The sequence below is a fragment of the Streptomyces sp. NPDC002537 genome, assembly GCF_053594975.1.
On record NZ_JBSFWT010000002.1, the window covers coordinates 81346 to 105327 of the forward strand.

Annotated in this window: 24 protein-coding genes; 10 read left to right on the top strand and 14 right to left on the bottom strand. The window is 69.4% G+C overall.

The genetic code is table 11. From position 1 onward, the window contains the following. Positions 1-163 precede the first annotated feature (163 nt). Both ACWD4A_RS01035 and ACWD4A_RS01040 read left to right on the top strand, forming a co-directional pair. Positions 164-3688: an NB-ARC domain-containing protein gene (locus ACWD4A_RS01035; protein WP_451187697.1), complete on the top strand. Its 3525-nt coding sequence runs from the start codon at positions 164-166 to the stop codon at positions 3686-3688. A 369-nt stretch (positions 3689-4057) separates the two neighbouring features. Beyond that, positions 4058-4399 (top strand): endonuclease domain-containing protein, encoded by a 342-nt coding sequence (locus ACWD4A_RS01040; protein ID WP_451187965.1) that lies wholly within the window; start codon positions 4058-4060, stop codon positions 4397-4399. Between the two features lie 356 nt (positions 4400-4755). Here ACWD4A_RS01040 and ACWD4A_RS01045 read toward each other — a convergent pair whose 3' ends face one another. The 8 genes from ACWD4A_RS01045 to ychF all read right to left on the bottom strand — a co-directional run bounded on the left by ACWD4A_RS01045 (position 4756) and on the right by ychF (position 9304). Continuing rightward, positions 4756-5223 carry a hypothetical protein gene (locus ACWD4A_RS01045; RefSeq protein WP_451187700.1) on the bottom strand — a complete coding sequence of 156 codons (468 nt, stop codon included), beginning with the start codon at positions 5221-5223 and terminating at the stop codon, positions 4756-4758. An 82-nt stretch (positions 5224-5305) separates the two neighbouring features. Continuing rightward, positions 5306-5530, bottom strand: coding sequence for a DUF397 domain-containing protein (locus ACWD4A_RS01050; RefSeq protein ID WP_451187703.1), 225 nt, complete (start codon positions 5528-5530; stop codon positions 5306-5308). A gap of 38 nt (positions 5531-5568) precedes the next feature. Next, positions 5569-5868, bottom strand: a complete 300-nt coding sequence (locus ACWD4A_RS01055; RefSeq protein WP_451187706.1) for a hypothetical protein — start codon at positions 5866-5868, stop codon at positions 5569-5571. 61 nt (positions 5869-5929) lie between these two features. Further along, positions 5930-6772 (bottom strand): DUF5753 domain-containing protein, encoded by an 843-nt coding sequence (locus ACWD4A_RS01060; protein ID WP_451187707.1) that lies wholly within the window; start codon positions 6770-6772, stop codon positions 5930-5932. Between the two features lie 18 nt (positions 6773-6790). After that, the gene (locus tag ACWD4A_RS01065; RefSeq protein WP_451187709.1) at positions 6791-7318 is read right to left on the bottom strand and encodes a DUF6879 family protein; all 528 of its coding nucleotides are present in this window, start codon (positions 7316-7318) and stop codon (positions 6791-6793) included. Next, positions 7299-7529 (bottom strand): hypothetical protein, encoded by a 231-nt coding sequence (locus tag ACWD4A_RS01070; RefSeq protein WP_451187711.1) that lies wholly within the window; start codon positions 7527-7529, stop codon positions 7299-7301. Before ACWD4A_RS01070 ends, ACWD4A_RS01065 begins: the two co-directional genes overlap by 20 nt. A 148-nt stretch (positions 7530-7677) precedes the next feature. Then, the gene (locus ACWD4A_RS01075; protein WP_451187713.1) at positions 7678-8013 is read right to left on the bottom strand and encodes a hypothetical protein; all 336 of its coding nucleotides are present in this window, start codon (positions 8011-8013) and stop codon (positions 7678-7680) included. A gap of 202 nt (positions 8014-8215) precedes the next feature. After that, positions 8216-9304: a redox-regulated ATPase YchF gene (gene ychF / locus ACWD4A_RS01080; protein WP_451187716.1), complete on the bottom strand. Its 1089-nt coding sequence runs from the start codon at positions 9302-9304 to the stop codon at positions 8216-8218. Between the two features lie 259 nt (positions 9305-9563). Here ychF and ACWD4A_RS01085 point away from each other — a divergent pair, with 259 nt between their 5' ends. Continuing rightward, a complete protein-coding gene (locus ACWD4A_RS01085; protein WP_451187717.1) occupies positions 9564-10085 on the top strand; it encodes a DUF6542 domain-containing protein in 522 nt (173 codons plus the stop codon). On the opposite strand, the gene ppgK is transcribed toward ACWD4A_RS01085, so the two are convergent. Together ppgK and ACWD4A_RS01095 are read right to left on the bottom strand one after the other, a co-directional pair. After that, positions 9982-10746, bottom strand: coding sequence for a polyphosphate--glucose phosphotransferase (gene ppgK, locus ACWD4A_RS01090; protein WP_451187719.1), 765 nt, complete (start codon positions 10744-10746; stop codon positions 9982-9984). The two genes, ACWD4A_RS01085 and ppgK, sit on opposite strands and share 104 nt — an antisense overlap. Before the next feature lie 29 nt (positions 10747-10775). Beyond that, on the bottom strand, positions 10776-11816 hold the full coding sequence (locus tag ACWD4A_RS01095) for a 4-hydroxy-3-methylbut-2-enyl diphosphate reductase (RefSeq protein ID WP_451187721.1): 1041 nt from the start codon (positions 11814-11816) through the stop codon (positions 10776-10778). A 96-nt stretch (positions 11817-11912) separates the two neighbouring features. Here ACWD4A_RS01095 and ACWD4A_RS01100 point away from each other — a divergent pair, with 96 nt between their 5' ends. The 4 genes from ACWD4A_RS01100 (at position 11913) to ACWD4A_RS01115 (ending at position 15594) form a co-directional block, all read left to right on the top strand. Further along, complete coding sequence (locus ACWD4A_RS01100) at positions 11913-13274, top strand: APC family permease (RefSeq protein WP_451187723.1); 1362 nt, start codon at positions 11913-11915, stop codon at positions 13272-13274. Positions 13275-13303: 29 nt separating this feature from the next. Next, a complete protein-coding gene (xseA, locus tag ACWD4A_RS01105; RefSeq protein WP_451187725.1) occupies positions 13304-14524 on the top strand; it encodes an exodeoxyribonuclease VII large subunit in 1221 nt (406 codons plus the stop codon). Between the two features lie 10 nt (positions 14525-14534). Continuing rightward, entirely contained in the window at positions 14535-14789 is a 255-nt protein-coding gene (locus tag ACWD4A_RS01110) for an exodeoxyribonuclease VII small subunit (RefSeq protein ID WP_451187726.1), read from the top strand. Positions 14790-15003: 214 nt separating this feature from the next. Continuing rightward, on the top strand, positions 15004-15594 hold the full coding sequence (locus ACWD4A_RS01115; RefSeq protein WP_451187727.1) for a malonic semialdehyde reductase: 591 nt from the start codon (positions 15004-15006) through the stop codon (positions 15592-15594). Between the two features lie 74 nt (positions 15595-15668). On the opposite strand, the gene ACWD4A_RS01120 is transcribed toward ACWD4A_RS01115, so the two are convergent. After that, on the bottom strand, positions 15669-16232 hold the full coding sequence (locus ACWD4A_RS01120) for a DUF4245 domain-containing protein (RefSeq protein ID WP_451187730.1): 564 nt from the start codon (positions 16230-16232) through the stop codon (positions 15669-15671). A 206-nt stretch (positions 16233-16438) separates the two neighbouring features. On the opposite strand from ACWD4A_RS01120, the gene glpX reads away from it, so the two are divergent. After that, positions 16439-17470 carry a class II fructose-bisphosphatase gene (gene glpX, locus ACWD4A_RS01125; RefSeq protein WP_451187732.1) on the top strand — a complete coding sequence of 344 codons (1032 nt, stop codon included), beginning with the start codon at positions 16439-16441 and terminating at the stop codon, positions 17468-17470. Positions 17471-17664: 194 nt separating this feature from the next. On the opposite strand, the gene ACWD4A_RS01130 is transcribed toward glpX, so the two are convergent. Both ACWD4A_RS01130 and ACWD4A_RS01135 read right to left on the bottom strand, forming a co-directional pair. Then, complete coding sequence (locus tag ACWD4A_RS01130; protein WP_451187734.1) at positions 17665-18021, bottom strand: WhiB family transcriptional regulator; 357 nt, start codon at positions 18019-18021, stop codon at positions 17665-17667. Positions 18022-18191: 170 nt separating this feature from the next. Further along, positions 18192-18890, bottom strand: a complete 699-nt coding sequence (locus ACWD4A_RS01135; RefSeq protein ID WP_451187736.1) for a DUF1707 SHOCT-like domain-containing protein — start codon at positions 18888-18890, stop codon at positions 18192-18194. Positions 18891-19028: 138 nt separating this feature from the next. On the opposite strand from ACWD4A_RS01135, the gene ACWD4A_RS01140 reads away from it, so the two are divergent. Continuing rightward, the gene (locus tag ACWD4A_RS01140) at positions 19029-20699 is read left to right on the top strand and encodes a fumarate hydratase (RefSeq protein ID WP_451187738.1); all 1671 of its coding nucleotides are present in this window, start codon (positions 19029-19031) and stop codon (positions 20697-20699) included. A 241-nt stretch (positions 20700-20940) separates the two neighbouring features. On the opposite strand, the gene ACWD4A_RS01145 is transcribed toward ACWD4A_RS01140, so the two are convergent. Continuing rightward, positions 20941-22458, bottom strand: a complete 1518-nt coding sequence (locus tag ACWD4A_RS01145; RefSeq protein WP_451187740.1) for a ricin-type beta-trefoil lectin domain protein — start codon at positions 22456-22458, stop codon at positions 20941-20943. Positions 22459-22565: 107 nt separating this feature from the next. On the opposite strand from ACWD4A_RS01145, the gene ACWD4A_RS01150 reads away from it, so the two are divergent. Then, positions 22566-23960 carry a class II fumarate hydratase gene (locus tag ACWD4A_RS01150; RefSeq protein ID WP_451187742.1) on the top strand — a complete coding sequence of 465 codons (1395 nt, stop codon included), beginning with the start codon at positions 22566-22568 and terminating at the stop codon, positions 23958-23960. Positions 23961-23982: the final 22 nt, after the last annotated feature.

A 23982-nucleotide genomic window follows, 5' to 3' on the forward strand; every position in this document is an offset into this window, starting at 1 on the left:
GGCCAAGGGGTTGCATCACCCCATCTTGCCGAGTCCGGGGGCGACTCCATGGCAGGTTATGGATGGTTGCGATGTGGGGCTGTCAGCAGCGTCCTGCATGCTGAGGGTCGAGCCAAGGCCAGGGGGGATACGCCACATGGGCGGAGTCGATACGGCACGGGGCATGGGATTCCAGACGGCGTGCGCCATTCTGCAGCTCATTCGCACCCCGGAGGAGTATCCGGAGGCCGAGATCTTCCGGGTGGAGGGCGCTGACGAGGCCATCGACTTCGAAGTACGCGACGTACAAGGACGACCGCTGCTGCTCGCACAGGCGAAGACCCGCGTCGAGCCAGGCTCATGGTCGGGTCCGGAACTGGTGCGGCTGGCCCGCCGCTGGGGTGCCGCGGATCCCGGAGGCATGGCGGTGCTGCGATTCCTCTCGGACGCCCCAGTGCACTCATCGGGACATGCCCTACGGAACGCGGTAGCGCGCGCCCGGGCCGTGCCGGACCCTGACCGATGGCTGGCGGAGTGCAAGGACGGGGTGCCGGCTTCTATCGGACTCACCGTCAACGACCACGCGTTGCTCCGACGGCTGGAGATCGAAACCCGGATCGGGCCGTGGGAACAGATCCTCGACCAGGCCCGGTTGGAGCTGCTGCGACTCTCCCCCGTAGCCATGGCTGCAGGGGACGTCGACAGCACGGTCGACGCGCTGTTTGTGAAAATGTTCCAGTGGTCCGGGGACCACCTGCTCGCCCGGCGCACAGTCCGGTTGGACGAGCTTCCCGGGCTTCTGCGCGGACGCCGTACCGCGCTTGGGGCTGAGGCGGTCAAGCTGCCTGGTCCCGGCCGCGCGCTCCTCCGCGAGGTCCCCTCGGCTGCCGGTGTGCGCGGCCGGGACCGGGAGCTGACGGCGCTCGGGGAGCGGTTCAGCGAGGAGCCCGATGCAGGCACAGTCCGCGTGGTGGTGTCCGGACTCGGTGGGATCGGCAAATCCAGCATCGCCCGGCTGTATGCCCACCGGCACCGAGACGAGTACGACTTCATCTGGTGGATCCCATCCGGCACCCGGCAGGACGTCATCGCCGCGTATCGGCGGATGGTCACCGAAGAGCGGCGGGAGACTGATCCAGCCACCGAAGTGGAGATCCTCGCCCAGGTCGGCCTCCGCCTCGCACACCTGGGCACCAGGTTGCTGCTCATCTACGACAACGTCGCGGAGTGGAATCAGCTGCAAGGTCTGCTGCCGGCCTGCGAGGGTGCGCATGTACTGGTCACCACCCGCGATTCGGCTTGGGCTGCGGCAGACGGCGGGCTGGTCGTTGAACGGATGACGGCCGAGGAGGCCACTGCCTGGGCCAGAGAACGGCTGCCAGATATCTCCGGGTCCGAGGTGTCCGCACTGGTCGACGCAGTGGAGGGCATTCCACTCGGCATCGCCCAGGCCACCGGCTACATCGCGGCGACCCAGTGCCCGGTCGGCGTGTATCTGACTGAACTCGCCGACTGCCGAGCCAAGTTGCTCGACGAACCCGGCTTCGTGCCGCTCGACTACCGGGAGGGCGCGACACTGACCGCAGCGATCAGCCTCAGCGTGGGAAAGGTGCTCGATCAGGCGCTGCGCTCACCCGAGGACTCGGGACGGCATCTCGCTGCTGGGCTGCTCGCCCGCTGCGCCCTGCTCGCCCCAGACTTCATTCCACTTCATCTCGCAACGCTCGACCTTCCGACCGGATCGGCCATCTACGGCGCCGTGGCGGAACTGCGTAGATTCTCCCTGGTCGACCCCCGGGGCGGCATGCTCGCAATCCACCGCATCGTCCAGGAAGTCATCCGCGCGATGCTGGACAGCGAGGCCGTCAATATGATGCAAGGACGCTTCCAGCACGAGCTGGTAAACCGGCTGGTGGACTGCCAGAAACAGCACACGTGGGCTGAGGCCGCCACACTGATTGAGCATTCGGTTCACGTGGCACAGCGCGTGACCAGTAGCGGCCACGCGGACGCCAGCACCGTGGCACTGCTGGCCAATGTCGCGGCAGCGATCTCGAACATCCACGGTGATCTGGTGCGCAGCGAGGGACTGCTGCGTGAGGCACTGGAGATCGTGGAGCACGCCGACGAAGGCGTAGTGGACGATCCCGTCTATCGGCGAGCCGCAACAATATCCACACTGGCCCAGTGCCTGCTGAATCAGTCGCGGTTCGATGAGGCCGCACAAGCGGCACGGATCGCCTGGAACCTGCTGGATGGCATGACCGCACTCGACGCTGAGGGGGTGGAGCACCTGCTGCTGGCTCATGTCTCCGACATGCGCGCAGCGGTGGCGACGGACCGCTTCGCTGACATCGCCCGAGCCAACGCCAGGCTCGATGCGGTTCTGCAGCGAGAGGATGTGGCTCCCTCGACAGCCTTGGGAATCCGGTTGGAACAGGTGCAGTCACTCGTGTGGATCCGGAACTGGGACGACGCAGCCATGGCCATCGACCAAGCCAAGGCGACAGCTCCGGCAGACGGGGAAACAAACGCGGAGCTGCACTTCCTGGACGCCATCGTGAAAGCATCCACGGGTCGATTGGAAGAGGCCCTTGCCGTCACCGCGAGGATCCCCGAGCCCGCCGAGCGGGCAGCGGTGAGCATCATGCGCCACCACACGGGCCATATGGTGGACGTGGCCCATGCCTTGATGGTCGGCAGCCTCCACAGGCAGGAGAAGGGGCTGAACACTGATGCCTGGATCCTGCAAGCCGCAGGATCGTTGATCGACCAAGCTGAGGCGCTCCTCAGAGCACACGTTGAAGCCGGGCCGAGCGATCTGGCCAATGTCATGCATCGACGTGCAGTGCTCGTCTGGACCCGACACCTGCTGGGGTATTCGGACGGGGATCCCGACCTGTGCCGCGCCTTGATGCAAGAGAGCCTTGAGCTGTTCGAAGCTGCGGGGCAGGGCCACGTACCGCTCGCGGTAGCTGCACGCCAGTTCCTGGAGCTGCATGAGCAGAATTCCCATGGCAAGCTTTCCGAGACCGTGAGCCTGGACGGGCCTCCTCACGTTCCGCTGCCACCGTCGGGCGGCAGCGGAACGCATCTGATATCCGAATACCCTTGGCGCAACGCAGTGGCTCTCACCCAGACCGTTCCGCCAGACGCGCGCTCGCTGTACAGCCTGCTCGGAGCCGTCACCTATCACCTGGGCGGGCAAGTGGCGCCCTCTCCCGCCTTCCTCGTGCTGGCGTTCGCCGCAGCGCTGCGCTCCCTGGGACTGACGTGCCGGCTGGTCCCTACCACGTTGCGGGTCACCCGGAGCAAGGGTGGATCACTCGACCTGCCGGACTGGCAGCTCCCACCGATGGTCACGCAGGACGGGGAGCTCTGGGGGCATGTAACCGTCTGGTGCGAGGAAGTCGCACGGTTGGTGGACCCAGCCCTGCTGCTCGGTCAGAGCCGGTTCGCCACCGGTGCCACGGAGCGCGAGATCTTCCGGTCCCCCGTAGTCTTCCCAGCGCCCTCGTTGGACGCTTTGCTCGGCATCAGTCCGGCCACCCACCGAGAGGGGTACCTGCTCGCTTACGAGTTCCACCTCGACTGGGAGGAGCACCTCAGTACGGCGATCGAGTACTTGGACATGACGGCGGTAGCCAGCTTCGCGCGGGCGCTCTCCGCCTCCGCCGCCCTGGCCACCACTGCCGATCCGCATGTCTGAAAATGCGTGACCGCCTGGAATGGCCTGTCCTCGGCGGAAAAGAAGCCGCCGGAACAGTGAGATCTCGGGCGCCCAAGGAAGGCTGCTCTTCACCTTGGGCACAGCGCGCACGACGTACGTGCGTGGGCGCGTCCGCATACACCTGCCCTCGCGTACGTACGCGAGGAGATTGGAATGCATCATGAATGACCACGACTGCCGGACTCTGATTAACCACCTCGATCGCCTCTCGGGCATCTTCGCCGAGATGGACGATGAGCTCGTGAAGGCTATCGCCAAGAAGAACCGGGTTACGCGGCGAACTTAGAAGATGAGTGCGGGCGAGTATGTCTGGGCTGCCATTGTGGGCCGATTCTCGGCGCTGAGGCCATTGCGGAAGAGTTCGGCACGAACAAGACATACTGCAAGTATTGCGTCAGAACCCGGCAACTAAAGCGAAACTACAACCTCACCCGGGACCAGCACAGATCGCTGATCAGGTCACAGGGCGGCGGCTGTGGGATCTGCGGTGTCGAGGAATGCCCGTCCGGCAAAGAGCTCGCGGTGGACCACAACCACGAGTGTTGCCGGACCTCGGGGCGGTCGTGCGGTGAGTGCGTCCGTGGCGCCCTCTGCCGGAAGTGCAACATGCTGCTCGGCATGGTCAAGGACGACGTGGAGATCCTGAAGCGTGCCGTCGCCTACCTGGAGTCGAACGCATACACGTCCTAGTACGAGCGTCGCCCGTAGTGGCTGGAGACTTGCCGAGACGCCATGTGCTCGGCTTTTGTGAGCGCATGTTCTCCAGCGCCACCGCGTCGGCGCGTGCCTCGCGTGCTTCACGCGTTGCTTCCACGCGCTTCACAGCCTTCTTCCGGCTTGTGCCGGGAGCGGGCTTGTTCGCCCAGACTTTGGTAAGGCAGGCGGCGTGATGGAACCTGCCAGAGTGCAACTCCCCGGAGCACCTCCGGAACATCGCCTAACTGCACCTTGCTAGACACGCGAACCCCCTCGGATGCATCTGCGATACCCAGAGATCATCATCGTCGCGGGCGCGACTTCGCAAGATGCAGGTCCGGGCAAACTCTCTAACTGAGAGGGCAGTTCGCCTTCGATTCGGCACGGTTCGGGGAGCACGTCACCAGCGCCACCGACAGGAACAAGGTCCCTCGCAGGTAGAACCCGAGCGAGACATCCCCACCGAGAGCCAGCCGCTCGGTGGCGGAGGCGGCGAGGACAACCATCCTCGTCGTGTCCCGGTCGTGCTCCGATGCGAAGCGGGGCGCGTGCTCGGCGAGTTGCTGCCCCAGCCAGTCGGCGGCCTCCTTCGGCTCCTCCCACGTGCCCCGGATCAGCCGGGCCGGCTTCAGCAGCCAGTACGCCGTTTCGATCGGCGGAACGTCGGTGGTCTTCCACTCCACGACGGCTTCCCGGTATCGCTGTTGTACGTCGTCCGGGCTGGTGGCCGTCGGCGGCGACGAGGACGGCGGCCGACGGATGCTCTCCTTGTCGAACGTGGTCTTCTCGCCGGTCCAGAGATACCCGTGAACGTGCAACTGGTGTCGTCCTGTCCAGAGCAAGGCAAGGCGGCCCCCGCCCCCGGAGAGTGAAGGCCGCCGGTCAACGAGTGGCCGTGGGTCAGGCCGTGAGGTTGAAGCGGGCCGGGTCGATACCGGCCGCGTCCAGCTCCGCCGTGGTGAACCTCAGCGGCTCCGCGCTGGGCCGCTTGCTGTCACCCATGGCCCAGGCGTCGTCACCGATGTGGGCCAGGGTCACGCACGCTTCGCCGTCGGGGTGGGTGTTGCCGCCGCATGCCTTGGAGAACTGGGCGCCGTCGAGGGGGAGGCTGTACAGGTCGGTCATGATGTGCCTTCCTGATTGAGGTGGGTACGGACACCGGGCTAGCCGTCGTGGCCGCGGCCAGCGTCACGATCCCGCTGACACCGCCTCGCCGACTCCGCGTAGATCAGGGCGTCGATCAGCTTCTTGGCCGTGGGGAGTGGAACCGTCCCGAGGAAGATGGACGGCTCACCACTGAGGGACGCGCGGCCCTTCACCAGCGGCCACGAGCCCGTATCCCCGACCCTGATGCCCATCTCCGCAAGCACACGTCCCAGCATGAAAGCCGTGTCGTCGGCTTTCTTCTTGCCTGCCAGGAAGGCGTCGGCTTGCTGTGCGGCTACTTCAATGTCCGTGGTCATGCGGAGACGGTAGGGACCAACGGGCCCTGGCGGCCGCTATGTTGCACGATGTTGTACGCTTTCACGCTTCGCAGGCGTCGAGAGCCGTCCTGATCAGGTCTTTGGCCTTCGAGCCGTACACGGCTGCGCGTGCCATCTGAGCGAAGGCACTGAGGTATGCGTTGATCTCGGATGGGTTCGTCACGCGGACCATGGCTGTCAGGGTCTCGACTTGAACTTCGCGATCATCGAACGCATAGAAGGTTTCGATGGGCCATACCGAGCGGCGCGACATTTTGGGGATGATCCCGAAGGCAAGGTTGGGGCGCCCGATGACTGACAGGAAGTGCTCCAACTGCCCCGCGTGCTGTGGAAGTTCAGTCATCGGCATGTACAGGGCCGACTCTTCCATGAGGATCGAGACCTGATGACTGCCCTGGATAACATCGTCTGAGCGCTCTAGGCGGGCCTGTACGGCGTCTTCGACGTCGTCCGGCAGGTTCCTGAAATGGCGGATCGTGCGGAGAATGCCACGGGCGTACGGCTCCGTCTGAAGCATCCCGGGAAGCACACCGCAGCTGTAGACCCGAAAGGCGCGTGTCTCCTGGTAGATGCTGCTGCGCTGTGCCTTACTGAGCCCGCCCTTCAGGTACTGCGCCCACTGGACGTACAGGGTCTTAGCTGTGCGAGTGGTCTCTATCAGCGCTTCGGCTTCTTCGGGTTTGCCACACGCAGCGCACCAAGCGCGGATGTCAACGGGCTTCGGGATCGTCTTCCGATTGATGATCCGGTGCGTCTTGGAACGGTCCCAGCCGCACAGAGCGGCCAGCCGGGCCCCCGAAAGATCGGCGTCTTCCATCATGCGCATGAGCCGGTCGGCAACTGCCTTATGGGCCTCTTCGGCCGTAGACAGAGGTGAGGTCATGGACTGGCCGCTGTTCTGTCAGACGCTGTACTTGTCGTGCGGGATGGCTCGCTCCCAGACCGCCTCGAACATGTCGGCACACCGCGCCGCCACGCCCGCATCTTCCGTGAAGTCCGTGTGCACCCAACGGCCGTCACCGTCAAAGATGTTGAACTGGACTAGCTTGTCATCGAAGAGCCAGATGTCGTTGCCAGGCAACGCCAGGTCGGATGCCTGACGGCGCGGGAGCCACCGGACTTGCTCCCCGCAGGCGACGTTGCCGTACGTGACGTAGTGCTCCCACCTGATGTAGTCCGAGACCGGCTCGCTGATCACCCGCGCACGGCGCACCGAGACACCCTGCGCTGTCATGCCCTGAATGAGGCCGTGCCAGTCGTCGCGCCACCACGACGAACGGTCTTCCCAGTTCTTTCGCTCTCCGGCCAGCCAGGCATCGAAGCCGGGATGTTCTCCGGGGACGGCGTACGCATCGCGGGTCTCAAGGTGCACTGCCGAGCACTCGCACTGCCGGAGCAGAGCGGCGAACTCAGCCAGACTCTGCGACACGAATAGCCTCCTTCAGAAGCGGGATCATCCTCGGTTCAAGAACGATCAGCGTCTCACTCTCGGATCGCGGCGAGTCCGCCAGCGTACGAGCTTGAGCGTCGCCCCCGGCCTGCCGCCCCTGGATGAGTAGCCGCCGGTCGTCATCCACCCAGACCGCCGGGCACCCGTTCACGTCAGACTCAGGGTCTTTGCCGATGAAGGTGTAACCCATGGTGCGCCCTCCTACTGCGAGTGTTGCGCTGCGTTGCAGAGCGTCACACTGCCAGTAGAGCCCGGTCAAGGGAGCGTGCAGGGTCCGCAAGGGGCGCCCTGAGTATGACGCCGCCCGCTGGTTCTGTTCGACGGGGGTCCCTCGCACGTCAGAGCCTTACAGCGTCTCCGAGGCCATCAAGGACGACCGAGGGCAGTTCCCCACTCGCCCGCTCCCCGTCTCCGCCGTCACTGGGACTTACGAAGTGGCTCACCGTGCCGTCAGCGGCGTGCGTCTCGCTGATGATGGGGCGGTTCCCCTTGATGGTCCACGGTTCGATGTGGACGACGTCAACGCCAGGCCAGGACAGTGCAAGAGCGGCGAAGGCGCGGGCTTGGGTCAGAGTGCCGCCTATGAACTGGCCTCCTGGACTGCCCCAAGGGTCCTGTTGCCCTCTCGGCACCGCATGGAAGTAGATAGCCGTGTCATCGATCTGTGTGCTCACCAGGCCCAGAGTACGGAATCGGTACCGCCCTGGCTCAGGACTTCTGAGACGGCATCAGGTCAGTCACCACCAAGTCACCACGAGGGTTTTCAACACGCAGAAGCGGCCCGGACCACTCCGGAGAGCAGCCGGGCCGCTAGTGCTCTGACCTGGGGTTTTGGTAGCTATCTACCTGGGGTGACAGAAACCCCTGCCAACGTCATCAGACGTTGAAGCGGAACTCCACCACGTCCCCGTCCGCCATCACGTACTCCTTGCCCTCCATGCGGGCCTTGCCCGCCGCGCGGGCCTCGGTTACGGAGCCGGTGGCGACGAGGTCGTCGAAGGAGATGACCTCGGCCTTGATGAAGCCCTTCTGGAAGTCGGTGTGGATGACACCGGCCGCCTCGGGGGCCGTGGCGCCCTTCTTGATGGTCCAGGCGCGGGTCTCCTTGGGGCCTGCCGTGAGGTAGGTCTGGAGGCCGAGGGTGGCGAAGCCGACGCGGCCGAGGGTGGCGAGGCCGGGCTCGTCCTGGCCCATGGACTGGAGGAGCTCCAGCGCCTCGTCGTCGTCGAGCTCGATCAGCTCCGACTCGATCTTGGCGTTGAGGAAGATCGCCTCGGCGGGGGCGACCAGGGCGCGCTGCTCGTTCTTGAAGTCCTCGTCGACCAGCTCGTCCTCGTCGACGTTGAAGACGTAGAGGAACGGCTTGGTGGTGAGCAGGTGCAGCTCGTGCAGGAGGTCGCCCTGCTCGGTGCCCTTGATGATGCCGGCGGAGAAGAGGGTCTGGCCGGACTCCAGGATCGCCTTGGCGGCCTCGACGGCGGCGAGGACGGCCACCTTCTCCTTCTGGAGGCGGGACTCCTTCGTCAGGCGCGGGACCGCCTTCTCGACGGACTGCAGGTCCGCCAGGATCAGCTCGGTGTTGATGGTCTCGATGTCGTCCTTGGGCGAGACCTTGCCGTCGACGTGGACGACGTTCTCGTCCTTGAAGGCGCGGATGACCTGGCAGATCGCGTCGGACTCACGGATGTTCGCGAGGAACTTGTTGCCCAGGCCCTCGCCCTCCGAGGCGCCGCGCACGATGCCCGCGATGTCGACGAAGTCGACCGTGGCGGGGAGGATCTTCTGCGAGCCGAAGATCTCGGCGAGCTTCTGCAGGCGGGGGTCCGGGACGCCGACGACACCCACGTTGGGCTCGATGGTGGCGAACGGGTAGTTGGCCGCCAGCACGTCGTTCTTGGTCAGGGCGTTGAACAGGGTCGACTTGCCGACATTCGGCAGACCGACGATTCCGATCGTGAGCGACACGTGGCGACTTCCCGTAGCGAGGGTGGTAAAGGGTCCGCGGCCCGCAGCGGGGCCGGTCGACCAGTCTACGGGTCCACGCCGCGCGACGGCCCCGGAAGGACTATCAGTCGAACGCGCGCCCAAGGTGGCCCAATCCGCGTGTCCAACGTCGGATTCCTCCCGCTTCTCGACCTAGTTTGGTCGGGTGGAGCAACCCAGCATCCGTGTCCCCCAGCGCAAGGTACGCCGCGCTGCCCCCGTGCCCAGACCGTCCTCCCCCGTGGAACAGAGCGAGACCTCGGCGGTCTACCGCGCGCGCCCCGGGCGCGCCTCTCCCCCGCTGCGGGTGCCCGCGGCCCGGCTGACCGGGCTCGGCAGCGGGCTGCTGACCACCCTGGTCCTGCTGGCGGTCGGCTCCCTGGACTCCCTGATCGGCGGTTCGGCCGTGGTCTACGGGGTGTTCTTCCTGCTGGCGAGCGCCGCCTGCGCCCTGTGGGTGCGGCCCGCAGACCTGGTGACCGCGCCGGTGACCGCGCCCATCGCCTTCGCGGTGGGCGCCGTGCCCCTCACCGGCGGCCCCGACACCCTCCTCGGCCACCTCATGGGGCTGGTCACCGTGCTGTCGCTGCACGCGGGCTGGCTGTACTCCGGCACCCTGCTCGCCGCGCTGATCGCGCTCGTCCGCCGGATGCTGCTGGTCAGGCGGCGGCGTCAGGACCGGGTGCGGCAGCGGCGGCGGCCATCGCGGCCCCCACGATCCCCGCGTTGTTCAACAGCTGAGCGGGCACGATCTCCGCGCTGACGCCCTCGATCAGCGGCAGGAACTTGTCGGCCTTGCGGCTGACGCCGCCGCCGATGACGAAGAGCTCGGGAGAGAAGAGCATCTCCACGTGGGCGAGGTAGCGGCCGACCCGGCGCGCCCAGTGGGACCAGCTCAGGTCCTCCTCGTCCTTGGCCCGGGTGGAGGCCCGCGTCTCGGCGTCGTGCCCCTGCAGCTCCAGGTGGCCGAGCTCGGTGTTGGGGACGAGCCTGCCGTCGGTGAAGACGGCGCTGCCGATGCCCGTGCCGAAGGTGAGCACGACGACCGTGCCGCGCCTGCCGCGGGCCGCGCCGTGGTGCAGCTCGGCGAGCCCGGCGGCGTCCGCGTCGTTCAGTACGGTCACGGGGGCGCCGAGCCGCTCGCCGAGCAGCCCGGCGGCGTCCACGCCCACCCAGTCCTTGGCCACGTTGGCGGCCGTGCGCGTGACGCCGTCGACGACCACGCCCGGGAACGTCACCCCGACCGGCCGCCCGGACCGGCCGAAGTTCTCCACGACCTGCCGGACGCTGTCGGCGACGGCGTCCGGGGTGGCCGGCTGCGGGGTGAGGACCTTGAAGCGGTCCTCGGTCAGCTCGCCCCGCGTCAGGTCGACCGGTGCGCCCTTGATGCCCGATCCGCCGATGTCCACGCCGAATACGTTCATGCGACCACGCTACGGGGTCGGCACGGCGCTCACCCCTCGGCGGAGGCGCCCTTCCCGGCCTCTCCGCCCGTTCCGGCCTCCCCGGACTCGGACAGCGCGGCGGCCTCCGCGCGGAGGTCCCGGCGCAGTTCCTTGGGCAGCGAGAAGGTGATGGACTCCTTGGCGGCGGTGATCGTCTCGACGTCGCCGTAGCCGCGCTCGGCGAGCCACTCCAGGACGCCCTCGACGAGGATCTCCGGCACCGAGGCGCCCGAGGTCACGCCGACCGTGTCCACGCCCTCCAGCCAGGCCTCGTCGATCTCGTCGGCGAAGTCGACCAGGTGCGCGGCGCGGGCGCCTGCGCCGAGGGCGACCTCGACGAGGCGGACGGAGTTGGAGGAGTTCTTCGAGCCGACGACGATCACCAGGTCGGCGTCGGCGCCCATCTGCTTGACGGCGGTCTGCCGGTTCTGCGTGGCGTAGCAGATGTCGTCGCTGGGCGGGCTGAGCAGGTTCGGGAAGCGGCCCTTGAGCGCGTCGACGGTCTCCATCGTCTCGTCCACGGAGAGGGTGGTCTGGGAGAGCCAGACGACCTTGGACTCGTCGCGGACGGTCACGCCGGCGACGTCGCCGGGGCCGTCGACCAGGGTGATGTGTTCGGGCGCCTCGCCGCTGGTGCCGATGACCTCCTCGTGGCCCTCGTGACCGATGAGGAGGATGTCGTAGTCCTCCTTGGCGAAGCGGACGGCTTCCTTGTGGACCTTGGTGACCAGCGGGCAGGTCGCGTCGATGGTGGCCAGCCTGCCGCGCTCGGCCTCCTCGTGGACGGCCGGGGCGACGCCGTGCGCCGAGAAGATGACGATGTTGCCCTCGGGCACCTCCGCCGTCTCCTCGACGAAGATCGCGCCCTTCTTCTCCAGCGTCTGGACCACGTACTTGTTGTGGACGATCTCGTGGCGCACGTAGACGGGCGCACCGTACTGTTCCAGGGCCTTCTCGACGGCGATCACGGCGCGGTCCACGCCCGCGCAGTAGCCACGGGGGGCGGCGAGCAGGACCTTGCGGGCGGCGGCAGCAGTCATGCCGTCCATCGTACGGGCCCGCCCGCACCGGGGGTCGCGCCGACCGGCGTGCTGACCGGAGCTGGTGCACGATGGCGGGAAGCAGTATCAGCGAGGGGCGATTCCATGGTCACACCCCCCGGCGGCGGCCGGCCGGACGCGCTGCGGCGCACGCTGTCCTTCCGGGACCTCGTCGTGTACGGCCTGCTGTTCATCGCCCCGATGGCACCGGTCGGCATCTTCGGCACACTCGACGCGAAGGCGCACGGCGCGGTCGCGCTCGTCTACGTCGTGGCGACGGTGGCGATGGCCTTCACGGCCTTCTCGTACGCGCAGATGGTGCGGGTCGCCCCGCAGGCGGGCTCGGTGTACACCTACGCGCGGGTGGGGCTCGGCGAGGGCGCGGGGTTCGTCGCCGGGTGGATGGCGATGCTCGACTATCTGCTGATCCCGGCGGTCGCGTACCTCTTCTCCGGGATCGCGATGCACGCGCTGGTGCCGTCCGTTCCGCAGTGGTGGTGGACGGCGATCGCGGTGGTCGTGACGACCGGGCTGAACCTGTGGGGCGTGCGGGCCGCCGCCGCGGTGGGCTTCCTGGTGCTGGCCATGGAGATCGCGGTGCTGCTGGTCTTCGTCGCCTCGGCGGTCTTCACGCTGTCCGAGCACGGCACCCGGCGGGGGTGGCTGTCGCCGCTGGCCGGGGACGGCGGGCTCACGGCGGGGGCGGTGTTCACGGCGGTGTCGGTGGCGGTGCTGTCGTACCTGGGCTTCGACGCCATCGCCGCGTTCGCGGAGGAGGCCGCCGAGGGCTCGGCGCGGGTCGCGCGTGCGGTGCTGACCTGTCTGGCCCTGGCGGGCGTGCTGTTCGTCGCGCAGACGTACCTGGCGGCGCTGCTCGCCCCCATGTCACCGGCGGAACTGGCCGCGGAGCCGGCGAGACAAGGGTCGGCCTTCTACGACACGGTCGACGCCGCGACCGGCGCCTGGCTGCACGACCTGGTGGCCGCGAGCAAGGCGATCGGCGCCGCCTTCGCCGCGCTGGCCGGGCAGGCGGCGGCCGGGCGGCTGCTGTTCGCCATGGCCCGCGACCGGCGGCTGCCGGGCCTGCTGGCGAAGGTGGACCGGGGGTCGGGGGTGCCGCGGCTCGCGCTGCTGGGCGCGGCGGCGGTGACCATGGCGGCGGCGGTGTGGGCGGCCCGGCGCGACGACGGCCTGGACCGGCTGGTGTCGGTGGTCGACGTGGGGGCGCTGGTCGCGTTCGCGCTGCTGCACCTGTCGGTGATCGGGTGGTTCGGGGTACGGCGGCGCGGTGGCCTGCGGCCCGTACGGCATGTCCTGGTCCCGCTGCTGGGGCTCGCGGTGGTGATCGCGGTGATCGTGAAGGCGGCGCCCACGGCGCAGATGGTGGGCGGGGCATGGTGTGCGGTGGGGTTGGTGGTGCTGGGGGTGCAGACGGTACGGCGGACGCGGACACCCGGCCCACGCTGACGCGCCGTGTTCGCGGCTACCCTCCCTCCATGGCTCTCAACACGTCGCCGGACACCCCGATCCCCGTCGGGCAGGTGTCCCGTCTCATCGGCGGGTGGATCGACCGGCTGGGTGCCGTGTGGGTCGAGGGGCAGATCACCCAGTTGTCCCGGCGCCCCGGCGCCGGCGTCGTGTTCCTGACGCTGCGCGACCCGTCGCACGACGTCTCGCTGTCCGTCACCTGCTACCGCGCCGTGTTCGACCAGGTCGCCGATGTGGTCTCGGAGGGCGCGCGGGTCGTGGTGCACGCCAAGCCCGAGTGGTACGCCCCGCGTGGTTCGCTGTCGCTGCGGGCCGCCGAGATCAGGCCGGTGGGCATCGGTGAGCTGCTGGCGCGGTTGGAGCAGTTGAAGCGGGCGCTGACCGCGGAGGGGCTGTTCGCCGCCGGGCGCAAGCGGCCGCTGCCGTTCCTGCCGCAGCGCATCGGGCTGGTCTGCGGGCGCGCGTCCGCCGCCGAGCGCGATGTGCTGGAGAACGCCCGGCACCGCTGGCCCGCGGTCCGCTTCGAGGTGCGCAACGTCCCGGTCCAGGGCGTGCACGCGGTGCCGCGCGTGATCGAGGCGGTGGCGGAGCTGGACGCCGACCCGGACGTGGACGTGATCATCGTGGCGCGGGGCGGCGGCAGCGTGGAGGACCTGCTGCCGTTCTCGGACGAGCAGCTCGTCCGGGCGGTGGCCGCGTGCCGTACGCCGGTGGTGTCCGCGATCGGGCACGAGCCGGACTCGCCCCTGCTGGACCTGGTCGCGGACCTGCGCGCGTCGACGCCCACGGACGCGGCGAAGCGGGTCGTGCCGGACGTGGGCGAGGAGCTGGTCCGTGTGCGGCAGCTGCGGGAGCGCGCGCTGCGCTGCGTCACCGGGCACCTGGAGCGCGAGGAGCGCGGGCTGGCGGGGCTGCGGGCGCGGCCGAGCGTGGAGCGGCCGCACCGGATGGTGGACGAACGGGAGGCACAGCTCGCGGCGTTCACGGAACGGGGACGGCGCACTTTCGGCCATCTCCTCGACCGCGCGGACTCGGAGCTGACGCACACGCACGCGCGCGTCGTCGCGCTGTCCCCCGCGGCGACGCTGCGGCGCGGGTACGCGGTGCTCCAGCGTGCGGACGGCTCGGTGGTGCGGGCCGCGGACGACGTGGCGGCGGACGAGGAGCTGCGGGCGCGCGTCGCGGAGGGCGAGCTCACGGTGCGGGCCGTTGTCGCACCTCCCGCCTAGGCTGGGCGGCATGGCTGAAACGGGCGAGAACGTCCTGGGATACGAGCAGGCGCGGGACGAGCTGATCGAGGTGGTCCGGCGCCTGGAGGCGGGCGGCACGACGCTCGAGGAATCACTGGCGCTGTGGGAGCGGGGCGAGGAGCTCTCCAAGGTGTGCAGGCACTGGCTGGAGGGCGCGCGGGCGCGCCTCGACGCCGCGCTGGCGTCGGACGACGAGCCGGGGACGCCGGAGTCGTCGGAGGAGTCCGCGGACGACGGATCCTGAGCGGCGCCGCGGCACGGACACGTACGGACACGTAAGGGCGTGGCCCGGTGGGAAGAGACCACCGGGCCACGCCCTTATTACGCAAGAACCACCAAATCGACCCGTCGAGTGTGAGCCCTGCCACAAAAACGCGGGTTTAGTTGAAACTTCACACACTGCGCGTAGAGTGGAGCCCGATCACAAACGTTCCGCATGACACGAGAAGGTGCGCCCGATGACCCTCGCCCTCGACCCCGCCGCCCAGGACCTGCTCTTCCGTGAGGCCCGTACCGTCGGCTCCTTCTCCGACGAGCCGGTGACCGACGAGCAGATCCAGGCGATCTACGACCTGGTGAAGTACGGCCCCACCGCGTTCAACGCGACGCCGCTGCGCGTCGTCCTGGTCCGCTCCGAGGAGGCCCGCGAGCGCCTGGTTCCGCACATGTCGGAGGGCAACCAGGACAAGACCCGCAACGCTCCGCTGGTCGCGATCCTCGCCGCGGACAACGAGTTCCACGAGGAGCTGCCGACGCTCTTCCCGCACTTCCCGCAGGCCAAGGACGTCTTCTACAGCGAGCGCCCCGCCCGTGAGGCGTCCGCCAAGGTGAACGGCGCGCTCCAGGCCGCGTACTTCATCGTCGGCGTCCGCGCCGCCGGTCTGGCCGCGGGCCCGATGACCGGCTTCGACTTCGCGGGCGTCCAGAAGGAGTTCCTGGACGACGACCACACCCCGCTGATGGTCGTCAACATCGGCAAGCAGGCCGGGGACGCCCCGTTCCCGCGCTCGCCGCGCCTGTCCTACGAGCAGGTCGTCACCACCGTCTGACGGTGACCCGACGAACAGACGGCTGCGGCCCGTTCCCTCCGGGGAGCGGGCCGCAGCCGTCAGGCCGTCACGTATCAGGCGTCGTTCCCGGTCTTCTTGGCCGGCTCGGCCTTGAGCGCGGCGGCCATTTTCGTCAGCCGGTCACCGTCGGCGGTGCCGGTGACGACCGTCGTCACACCGTGCTCCTCGCGCACCAGGGCGTTGTACTTCTCGCCCTCGTAGTGCCGCCAGGTGGCCTCGCCCACCTGCTCCGTCCGCGGGGTCTTCACCGCGCCCCGCGTCACGTTGTCGATGAACGCGGCCGCCGGGGCGTCGCTCTGCTCGACCGCGACGTACTGCGTCTCCGGGTCGAGGAAGCCGAGATGCCAGGCCGACCCGTCCTTGCCGCCCGCGCGGTACGAGACCGAGGTCGCGCGCCAGCCGGCGGACAGCCCCTCGGGCGCCGCGACCGGGTACGGCGCGGCGCGGCGGGCCGTGTCGAGCTCCACCCGGTAATCGACGGTCCTGATGGGGTCCTTGTGCTCGTCGTGCGGGATGAAGATGTAGCTGACCAGGGCGATGGGGACAATCACCATCATCGCCAGCAACATGTTCCGGACGGTCTGCGCCTTGGGGTTCCTACCTGCCACGCCCCCCATCGTCCCCCATGCCCCCGGCGATCATGACGCCGGTACTCCCCGGCCGCGTCGCGCAGCGGCGCCGGAAGACCTTGACGGCGCTCATGCGTGGGGTGACCTGCTCACTCTCGCAGTCAACAGATAAAGTCATCAGCACCCTCACGCTCTGCCCCCTTCGGGGGACGGAGGAGTCCTACGGCCGTCGCCGTACAGAAAGGTGCGCTCCGATGACCGATCATCACCTGCCGTCCCCGCTCGAGGTCAGCCCCGAAGCCCCCGACCGCAACCTCGCCCTGGAGCTCGTCCGGGTCACCGAGGCCGGCGCCATGGCCTCGGGCCGCTGGGTCGGGCGCGGCGACAAGAACGGTGCGGACGGTGCCGCGGTCAAGGCCATGCGCGCCCTCATCGGCACCGTCTCCATGAATGGCGTCGTCGTCATCGGCGAGGGCGAGAAGGACAACGCGCCCATGCTCTACAACGGCGAGCGCGTGGGCGACGGGACCGGCGCCGAGTGCGACGTCGCCGTGGACCCGGTGGACGGCACCACCCTCACCGCCAAGGGCATGGCCAACGCGGTCTCCGTCATGGCCGTCGCCGACCGCGGCTCCATGTTCGACCCGTCCGCCGTCTTCTACATGGACAAACTGGTCACCGGCCCGGAGGCCGCGGACTACGTCGACATCAACGCTCCGGTGGGCGTCAACATCCGTCGCGTTGCGAAGGCGAAGCACTCGTCCCCCGAGGACGTCACCGTCGTCGTCCTCGACCGCCCCCGTCACGACGGCATCGTCAAGGAGATCCGCGAGGCGGGCGCCCGCATCAAGTTCATCTCCGACGGCGACGTGGCCGGTGCGATCATGGCCGTGCGCGAGGGCACGGGCATCGACCTGCTGCTCGGTGTCGGCGGTACGCCGGAGGGCATCATCGCGGCCTGCGCGATCAAGTGCCTCGGGGGCACGATCCAGGCCAAGCTGTGGCCCAAGGACGAGGAGGAGCGCGAGCGCGCGGTGGCCGCGGGCCACGACCTCGACAAGGTGCTGCACACCGACGACCTGGTCAGCGGCGAGAACGTGTTCTTCGTCGCCACCGGCATCACGGACGGCGAGCTGCTGCGCGGGGTGCGCTACCGCGCGGAGACCGCGACCACCCAGTCGCTGGTGATGCGCTCCAAGTCGGGCACCATCCGGCAGATCGACTCCACGCACCGGCTGTCCAAGCTGCGCGCGTACAGCACGGTCGACTTCGAGCGCCCCAGCTGAGCGCTCCACCGGAAGTGCGGTGAGCGGTGATCAGGCCGCGGGCCGTCGGCGGCCGGCCGCGCCTTCTCGGGGCGCACTACCGCACACCCCGGTCCGCGGGCTCCTCCAGACACCGCTGGGGAAGCCCGGGGACCGGGGTGCGGGACGGAGCCCCGCGGGCGTGACCCGGGCGGCCCCGGGCACACCGACACCCTTCAGCCCGCGGCGGCGACCCTCGTGCTGCGCTGCAGCTCGGCCTCGCGCCGACGACGGCGGGCCAGCACGACCCGGCGCTCCGCGGCGGTCAGCCCGCCCCACACCCCGTAGGGCTCCGGCTGGAGCAGGGCGTGCTCCCGGCACTCGACCATGACGGGGCAACGCGCGCAGACGCGCTTGGCGGCCTCCTCGCGGGACAGCCGCGCGGCCGTGGGTTCCTTGGATGGTGCGAAGAAGAGCCCGGCTTCATCCCGGCGGCACACCGCCTCCGAATGCCAGGGGCCGGCCTGATCCCGAGCGGGAACCCGCTGGGACGGTACGGCGGCTTCAGGCAGGGGCTGATGCGGTAGCAGCACGGTCTACTCCTGACGACGGCTTAGCTTGGCCGATTGAGTCACCTTTGCCCGCCTCAACTGCGCACGGCCATTCGCACCGGCAGCCGTACGAGAGACGATGCACCAAGCTTTACCCGCTGTGCGCGTGCTTATTCACACCGTTGCCATGAGCGGAACGCGGCGGGCCGCGATCAGCCGCCCTGCCGGAGGTTCCGCAGCCGCTTTCCGCGCCGCGGTTTGGCCTCCACACCGCCGAAGACGGCGAAGCCCATCACCGTCACCACCGGGGCGTCCGCGTCCGGCGCCTCGTAGGTCTTCACCTCGAATCCGCCGAAGATGCCGCTGCCCGTGGAGCGCAGGGTGATGTTCTCCGGGACCTTGATCTCGACGCCGCCGAAGATGGCGGTGGCGTTGATGACGACGTGCCGATGCTCGAAGACCGCCTCCGTCAGGTCGATCTCGACGCCGCCGAACAGGGCGAACGCGTTGATCCTGCGGGCCACCCGCCAGCGGCCGTTGCGGCTGGCGCCGCCGAAGACCGCGATGAGGTTCTCCGCGGTGCCGTAGGGCGCGTCGCCGGGGCGCACCGGGGCGTCGTACGGGCGCGCGGGGGCGGCGGGTTCGGGCCGGGGCGCGGCCGGGAGATCGCGGACCAGGGGCTCCAGCTCGCCCACGGTCCTGGCCTCGTAGACCCGCCCGACCCGCTCCGCGTGCTCCTCCGCGGTGATCCGGCCCTCGCCCAGGGCCTCGCGCAGGATGTCGGCTATCCGGTCGCGCTCGGCGTCGGAGGCGCGCAGCCCCGCTTCCGCGGCCGCCGGGACGGCGTCCCGCGGCTCCGCCTGCTTCGTCAGCGGCACCGGGGGGCGTTTTTCGAGCGATGACTCATCCACCCCGCCAGCCTAGCGAAACGCGATAGATCGCGACAGTGGGGCGAGCGGGTGAGCCTTACCTCACAGACTCCCGGCGGGCGCCGCGTTCTACGCTTGTGGGTGCTGTCGCAGTAGCCAGCGATGTCTGCCGAGTGAGGAATGGCCGCAATGCCAGAGTTCGCCTACACCGATCTTCTGCCCCTGGGCGAGGACGACACCCCGTACCGTCTGGTGACTTCGGAGGGTGTGAGCACCTTCGAGGCCGACGGCCGGACGTTCCTCAAGGTCGAGCCCGAGGCGCTGCGGAAGCTGGCCGCGGAGGCCATGCACGACATCTCGCACTACCTGCGCCCCGCGCACCTCGCCCAGCTGCGCCGCATCCTCGACGACCCCGAGGCGTCCGCCAACGACCGCTTCGTCGCGCTCGACCTGCTGAAGAACGCCAACATCGCCGCGGCGGGCGTGCTGCCGATGTGCCAGGACACCGGCACGGCGATCGTCATGGGCAAGCGCGGGCAGCACGTCCTCACCGAGGGCGGGGACGAGGAAGCGCTCTCGCGCGGCATCTACGACGCGTACACCGAGCTCAACCTGCGCTACTCCCAGATGGCCCCGCTGACCATGTGGGACGAGAAGAACACCGGCTCCAACCTGCCCGCGCAGATCGAGCTGTACGCGACCGACGGCGGCGCGTACAAGTTCCTGTTCATGGCCAAGGGCGGCGGCAGCGCCAACAAGTCCTTCCTCTACCAGGAGACGAAGGCCGTGCTCAACGAGGCGAGCATGATGAAGTTCCTGGAGGAGAAGATCCGCTCCCTGGGCACCGCCGCGTGCCCGCCGTACCACCTGGCGATCGTCGTCGGCGGCACCAGCGCCGAGTACGCCCTGAAGACCGCGAAGTACGCCTCCGCGCACTACCTCGACGAGCTGCCCGAGGAGGGCTCGCCGCTCGGCCACGGCTTCCGCGACAAGGAGCTGGAGGAGAAGGTCTTCGAACTGACGCAGAAGATCGGCATCGGCGCCCAGTTCGGCGGCAAGTACTTCTGCCACGACGTGCGCGTGGTCCGGCTGCCGCGGCACGGCGCGTCCTGCCCGGTCGCCATCGCCGTCTCCTGCTCCGCCGACCGCCAGGCCGTCGCGAAGATCACCGCCGAGGGCGTCTTCCTGGAGCAGCTGGAGACCGACCCGGCCCGCTTCCTCCCCGACACCACCGACGAGCAGCTGGAGTCGGAGGGCGACGTCGTCCGCGTCGACCTCAGCCGGCCGATGGACGAGGTCCTCGCCGAGCTCACCAAGTACCCCGTCAAGACCCGCCTGTCGCTGACCGGCCCGCTGGTCGTCGCGCGCGACATCGCCCACGCGAAGATCAAGGAGCGGCTGGACGCGGGCGAGGAGATGCCGCAGTACCTCAAGGACCACCCGGTCTACTACGCGGGCCCGGCCAAGACCCCCGAGGGCTACGCCTCCGGCTCCTTCGGGCCGACGACCGCCGGCCGCATGGACTCCTACGTGGAGCAGTTCCAGGCCGCGGGCGGCTCCAAGGTGATGCTCGCCAAGGGCAACCGGTCGGCGCAGGTCACCGACGCGTGTGCCGCGCACGGCGGCTTCTACCTGGGATCCATCGGCGGGCCGGCCGCGCGGCTCGCGCAGGACTGCATCAAGAAGGTCGAGGTCCTGGAGTACGAGGAGCTCGGCATGGAGGCGGTCTGGAAGATCGAGGTCGAGGACTTCCCGGCGTTCATCGTCGTGGACGACAAGGGCAACGACTTCTTCGTCGACCCGGCACCGGCACCGACGTTCACGTCGATCCCGGTACGGCCGTCCAACTAGGGCCCCTGTGGGGCCCGCCGCCTGGCCCGGGGGCTGCCGCCCCCGGGTCCGCGGAGTGCGGCCTCGCGGGGCGGCCGCGCCCACCGGGCCCGCTCCGCCTACCGGGGTGCCTCGCGTTCCCGGTGCGCGCCTGCGGGCCGTGTACGGCCGGTCGCGCAGTTCCCCGCGCCTCTGACGGGGCGCGGCAGCCCCCGGAGGGAAACCACCCGCTTCCGGGGGCGGGGTGGACGGGCGGGTTCGGTCACACGAAACTCTGCGCCGCCGAGCCGTCGCACGGCTGCAAGCGCACCGCGTCCTTCGCCGACGCGAGCGTCAGGCACAGGCCGGGCGCGCCCGCCGGGCTGATCGCGGAACCACTCCGCGTGAACTTCTGGTTGTCACCCCCGTGGCAGTTCCACAGCTCCAGCGCCGCGCCGGCGGAATACGTACCGCCGGGAACGTCGACGCACCGGTCGTGCGTCAGCCCGGAGTGCAGCGACCCCCGCTGCCCGTCGTACCACCACAGCTGGTTGCGGGCGCCGTTGCAGTCCCAGCCGCCGACCTCCGTGCCGTTGGCGGACGCCGCGCCGTAGGCGTCGACGCAGGTGCCCGTGGCCGTGCTCTTCAGCGGGCGGTACGCGTCGTCCCAGGCGCCCTGGTACAGCACCGGCGTGCCCGTGCTCGCCGGGTCCGCGCACCCCGCCTCGCGGTAGCCGGCGGCGTAGAGCCGGCCTATGCAGGACGCGAAGGCGCCGTGGCCGCGGTAGTTGGGGTGGAAGGACTGGCGCACGGAATTGGCGTCCGGCGGGAAGGGGTTGGAGAGGTTGACGTAGAGGCCGCGCGCCCAGGTGTCCTCCATGCACACCTCGTGGCCGTGGAAGAGGCGCGAGTTGTCGAGGAAGACGGCGCCGGTGTCGCGGGCGACCTGCCGCATGCCGCGTTCGAAGGCGGGCACGGCGGTGTTGCGGCCCCACGCGGCGTCGGAGGTGTAGCCCACGCAGCCGCCCGGGATCTTGCCGGGGAAGTCGGGGTTGTCCTCGAAGTCGGGGCCGATGGGGCTGGGGTAGGCCATGACGACGAGCCGGTAGTCGTCGTCGGCGTAGCCCGCGTTCCGCATGACGGTCCGCAGGTCGCGCACGGTCTGCTCGACCTTGGGCACGAGGCTGTCGACGCGGGCCTGCCAGCCGGGCGCGTACTTGGGCTCGCAGGTGCCCTGGAGCAGCAGGTAGCGCTCCACGCAGTCGGTCATCACGGGCCCGAACTGGAGGTCGTCGTTGGCGCCCGCGCCCAGCAGGATCAGTTTGACGCGCGTGTTGCGGGCCTTGACGGCGAGGGCGTCGCTCTGCACGAGTTCGTCCGCGTACTGCTTGCTGCCGCCGATGCGGATGTTGCCGGTGGCGGCGCCGGAGCAGGCGACGTTGTAGGTGACGTCGGCGGGGATGGTGGTGCGGTGGATGGCGGAGTCGGGCGAGCGGTGGCACCAGTTGGCGGGGCCGTCGGTGCCGGCTTCGTAGGTGCCGACGCCCTCGCCGGATATCTCGCTGTCACCGAGCGAGATCAACGAGGTCTTCCGCTCGGCGAGGGGGCGTTCGGCGGCGTCGCCGTAGAGCCCGGCGGCCTCGGCGGCGCGGATGCTCTCCAGTTCCGGTGTCAGGGGGGTGACGGCGGACGTGCGGGTGTCGGCGTGGGCGGTGGGTCCGGTGGTGGCCGTCCCGCCGAGCGCCGCGGCACACGCGGCGACGGCGGCGAGGGCACAGCGCAGGGTGGGTCTGCGTGGCATGGAGCCTCCCCGATTTCAGTTGTTACCCGCGGTATTTACTATCGGTAGTGCGACTTGGGAACACGTCGCGCCGGACAAACGCTGCGTTTGTCAGGAGGTAAGTGACGATGACCGAGAGTGAGCAGTACCGGACCGAGCATGACTCCATGGGCGAGGTGCGGGTCCCCGCCCATGCCAAGTGGCGCGCCCAGACCCAGCGGGCGGTGGAGAACTTCCCCGTCAGCGGGCAGCGGCTGGAGCGGGCGCACATCGAGGCGCTGGCCCGGATCAAGGCCGCCGCGGCCAAGGTCAACGCCGAGCTGGGCGTGGTCGACAAGGAGATCGCGGAGGCCGTCCGGGCGGCGGCGGACGAGGTCGCGGAGGGCCGCTGGGACGACCACTTCCCGATCGACGTCTTCCAGACCGGTTCGGGCACCTCGTCCAACATGAACGCCAACGAGGTCATCGCCACCCTGGCCACCGAGCGCCTCGGCCGCGAGGTGCACCCCAACGACCACGTCAACGCCTCGCAGAGCTCCAACGACGTCTTCCCGTCGAGCATCCACATCGCCGCCACCGCGGCCGTCACCGGCGATCTGGTCCCGGCGCTGGAGCACCTCGCCGAGGCGCTGGAACGGAAAGCGAAGGAGTTCGCGGAGGTCGTCAAGTCCGGCCGTACGCACCTGATGGACGCCACCCCGGTGACGCTGGGTCAGGAGTTCGGGGGCTATGCCGCGCAGGTGCGCTACGGCGTCGAGCGGCTGCGCGCCGCGCTGCCGCGCCTCGCCGAACTGCCGCTCGGCGGCACGGCCGTGGGCACCGGCATCAACACCCCGGCCGGGTTCTCGGGCGCCGTCATCGCCGAGGTCGCCCGCGCCACCGGGCTGCCGCTGACCGAGGCCCGGAACCACTTCGAGGCGCAGGGCGCCCGGGACGGCCTGGTGGAGACCAGCGGCCAGCTGCGGACGATCGCCGTCGGCCTCACGAAGATCGCCAACGATCTGCGCTGGATGTCCTCCGGCCCGCGCACCGGCCTCGCCGAGATCAACCTGCCGGACCTCCAGCCGGGCTCGTCGATCATGCCGGGCAAGGTCAATCCGGTGATCCCCGAGGCGGTCCTGATGGTGGCCGCCCAGGTCGTCGGCAACGACGCGACCGTGGCCACGGCGGGCGCCGCCGGGAACTTCGAGCTCAACGTGATGCTCCCGGTCATGGCGAAGAACCTCCTGGAGTCGGTGCGGCTGCTCGCCAACGCGTCACGGCTGCTCGCCGACCGCACGGTCGACGGGATCACCGCCAACGTGGAACGGGCCCGCGAGTACGCGGAGTCCTCGCCGTCCGTGGTGACGCCCCTCAACCGCTACATCGGCTACGAGGAGGCGGCGAAGGTGGCCAAGAAGTCCCTTGCCGAGCGGAAGACGATCCGCGAGGTCGTGCTGGAGTCCGGCTACGTGGACCGCGGGCTGCTGACGCGCGAGCAGTTGGACGAGGCGCTGGACGTGCTGCGGATGACCCGGCCGTAACCGTCCGGGGGCGCCCGCCGGG

Bases quoted from the DNA above. Each gene is read 5' to 3' on its own strand.
- ACWD4A_RS01035 (WP_451187697.1), top strand. From the start codon at position 164: ATGGGATTCCAGACGGCGTGCGCCATTCTGCAGCTCATTCGCACCCCG.
- ACWD4A_RS01050 (WP_451187703.1), bottom strand. From the start codon at position 5,530: ATGACCGACCTGTACAGCCTCCCCCTCGACGGCGCCCAGTTCTCCAAG.
- ACWD4A_RS01055 (WP_451187706.1), bottom strand. From the start codon at position 5,868: ATGACCACGGACATTGAAGTAGCCGCACAGCAAGCCGACGCCTTCCTG.
- ACWD4A_RS01060 (WP_451187707.1), bottom strand. From the start codon at position 6,772: ATGACCTCACCTCTGTCTACGGCCGAAGAGGCCCATAAGGCAGTTGCC.
- ACWD4A_RS01070 (WP_451187711.1), bottom strand. From the start codon at position 7,529: ATGGGTTACACCTTCATCGGCAAAGACCCTGAGTCTGACGTGAACGGG.
- ppgK (WP_451187719.1), bottom strand. From the start codon at position 10,746: ATGAACGTATTCGGCGTGGACATCGGCGGATCGGGCATCAAGGGCGCA.
- ACWD4A_RS01095 (WP_451187721.1), bottom strand. From the start codon at position 11,816: ATGGACGGCATGACTGCTGCCGCCGCCCGCAAGGTCCTGCTCGCCGCC.
- ACWD4A_RS01100 (WP_451187723.1), top strand. From the start codon at position 11,913: ATGGTCACACCCCCCGGCGGCGGCCGGCCGGACGCGCTGCGGCGCACG.
- xseA (WP_451187725.1), top strand. From the start codon at position 13,304: ATGGCTCTCAACACGTCGCCGGACACCCCGATCCCCGTCGGGCAGGTG.
- ACWD4A_RS01110 (WP_451187726.1), top strand. From the start codon at position 14,535: ATGGCTGAAACGGGCGAGAACGTCCTGGGATACGAGCAGGCGCGGGAC.
- ACWD4A_RS01115 (WP_451187727.1), top strand. From the start codon at position 15,004: ATGACCCTCGCCCTCGACCCCGCCGCCCAGGACCTGCTCTTCCGTGAG.
- ACWD4A_RS01120 (WP_451187730.1), bottom strand. From the start codon at position 16,232: ATGGGGGGCGTGGCAGGTAGGAACCCCAAGGCGCAGACCGTCCGGAAC.
- glpX (WP_451187732.1), top strand. From the start codon at position 16,439: ATGACCGATCATCACCTGCCGTCCCCGCTCGAGGTCAGCCCCGAAGCC.
- ACWD4A_RS01140 (WP_451187738.1), top strand. From the start codon at position 19,029: ATGGCCGCAATGCCAGAGTTCGCCTACACCGATCTTCTGCCCCTGGGC.
- ACWD4A_RS01145 (WP_451187740.1), bottom strand. From the start codon at position 22,458: ATGCCACGCAGACCCACCCTGCGCTGTGCCCTCGCCGCCGTCGCCGCG.
- ACWD4A_RS01150 (WP_451187742.1), top strand. From the start codon at position 22,566: ATGACCGAGAGTGAGCAGTACCGGACCGAGCATGACTCCATGGGCGAG.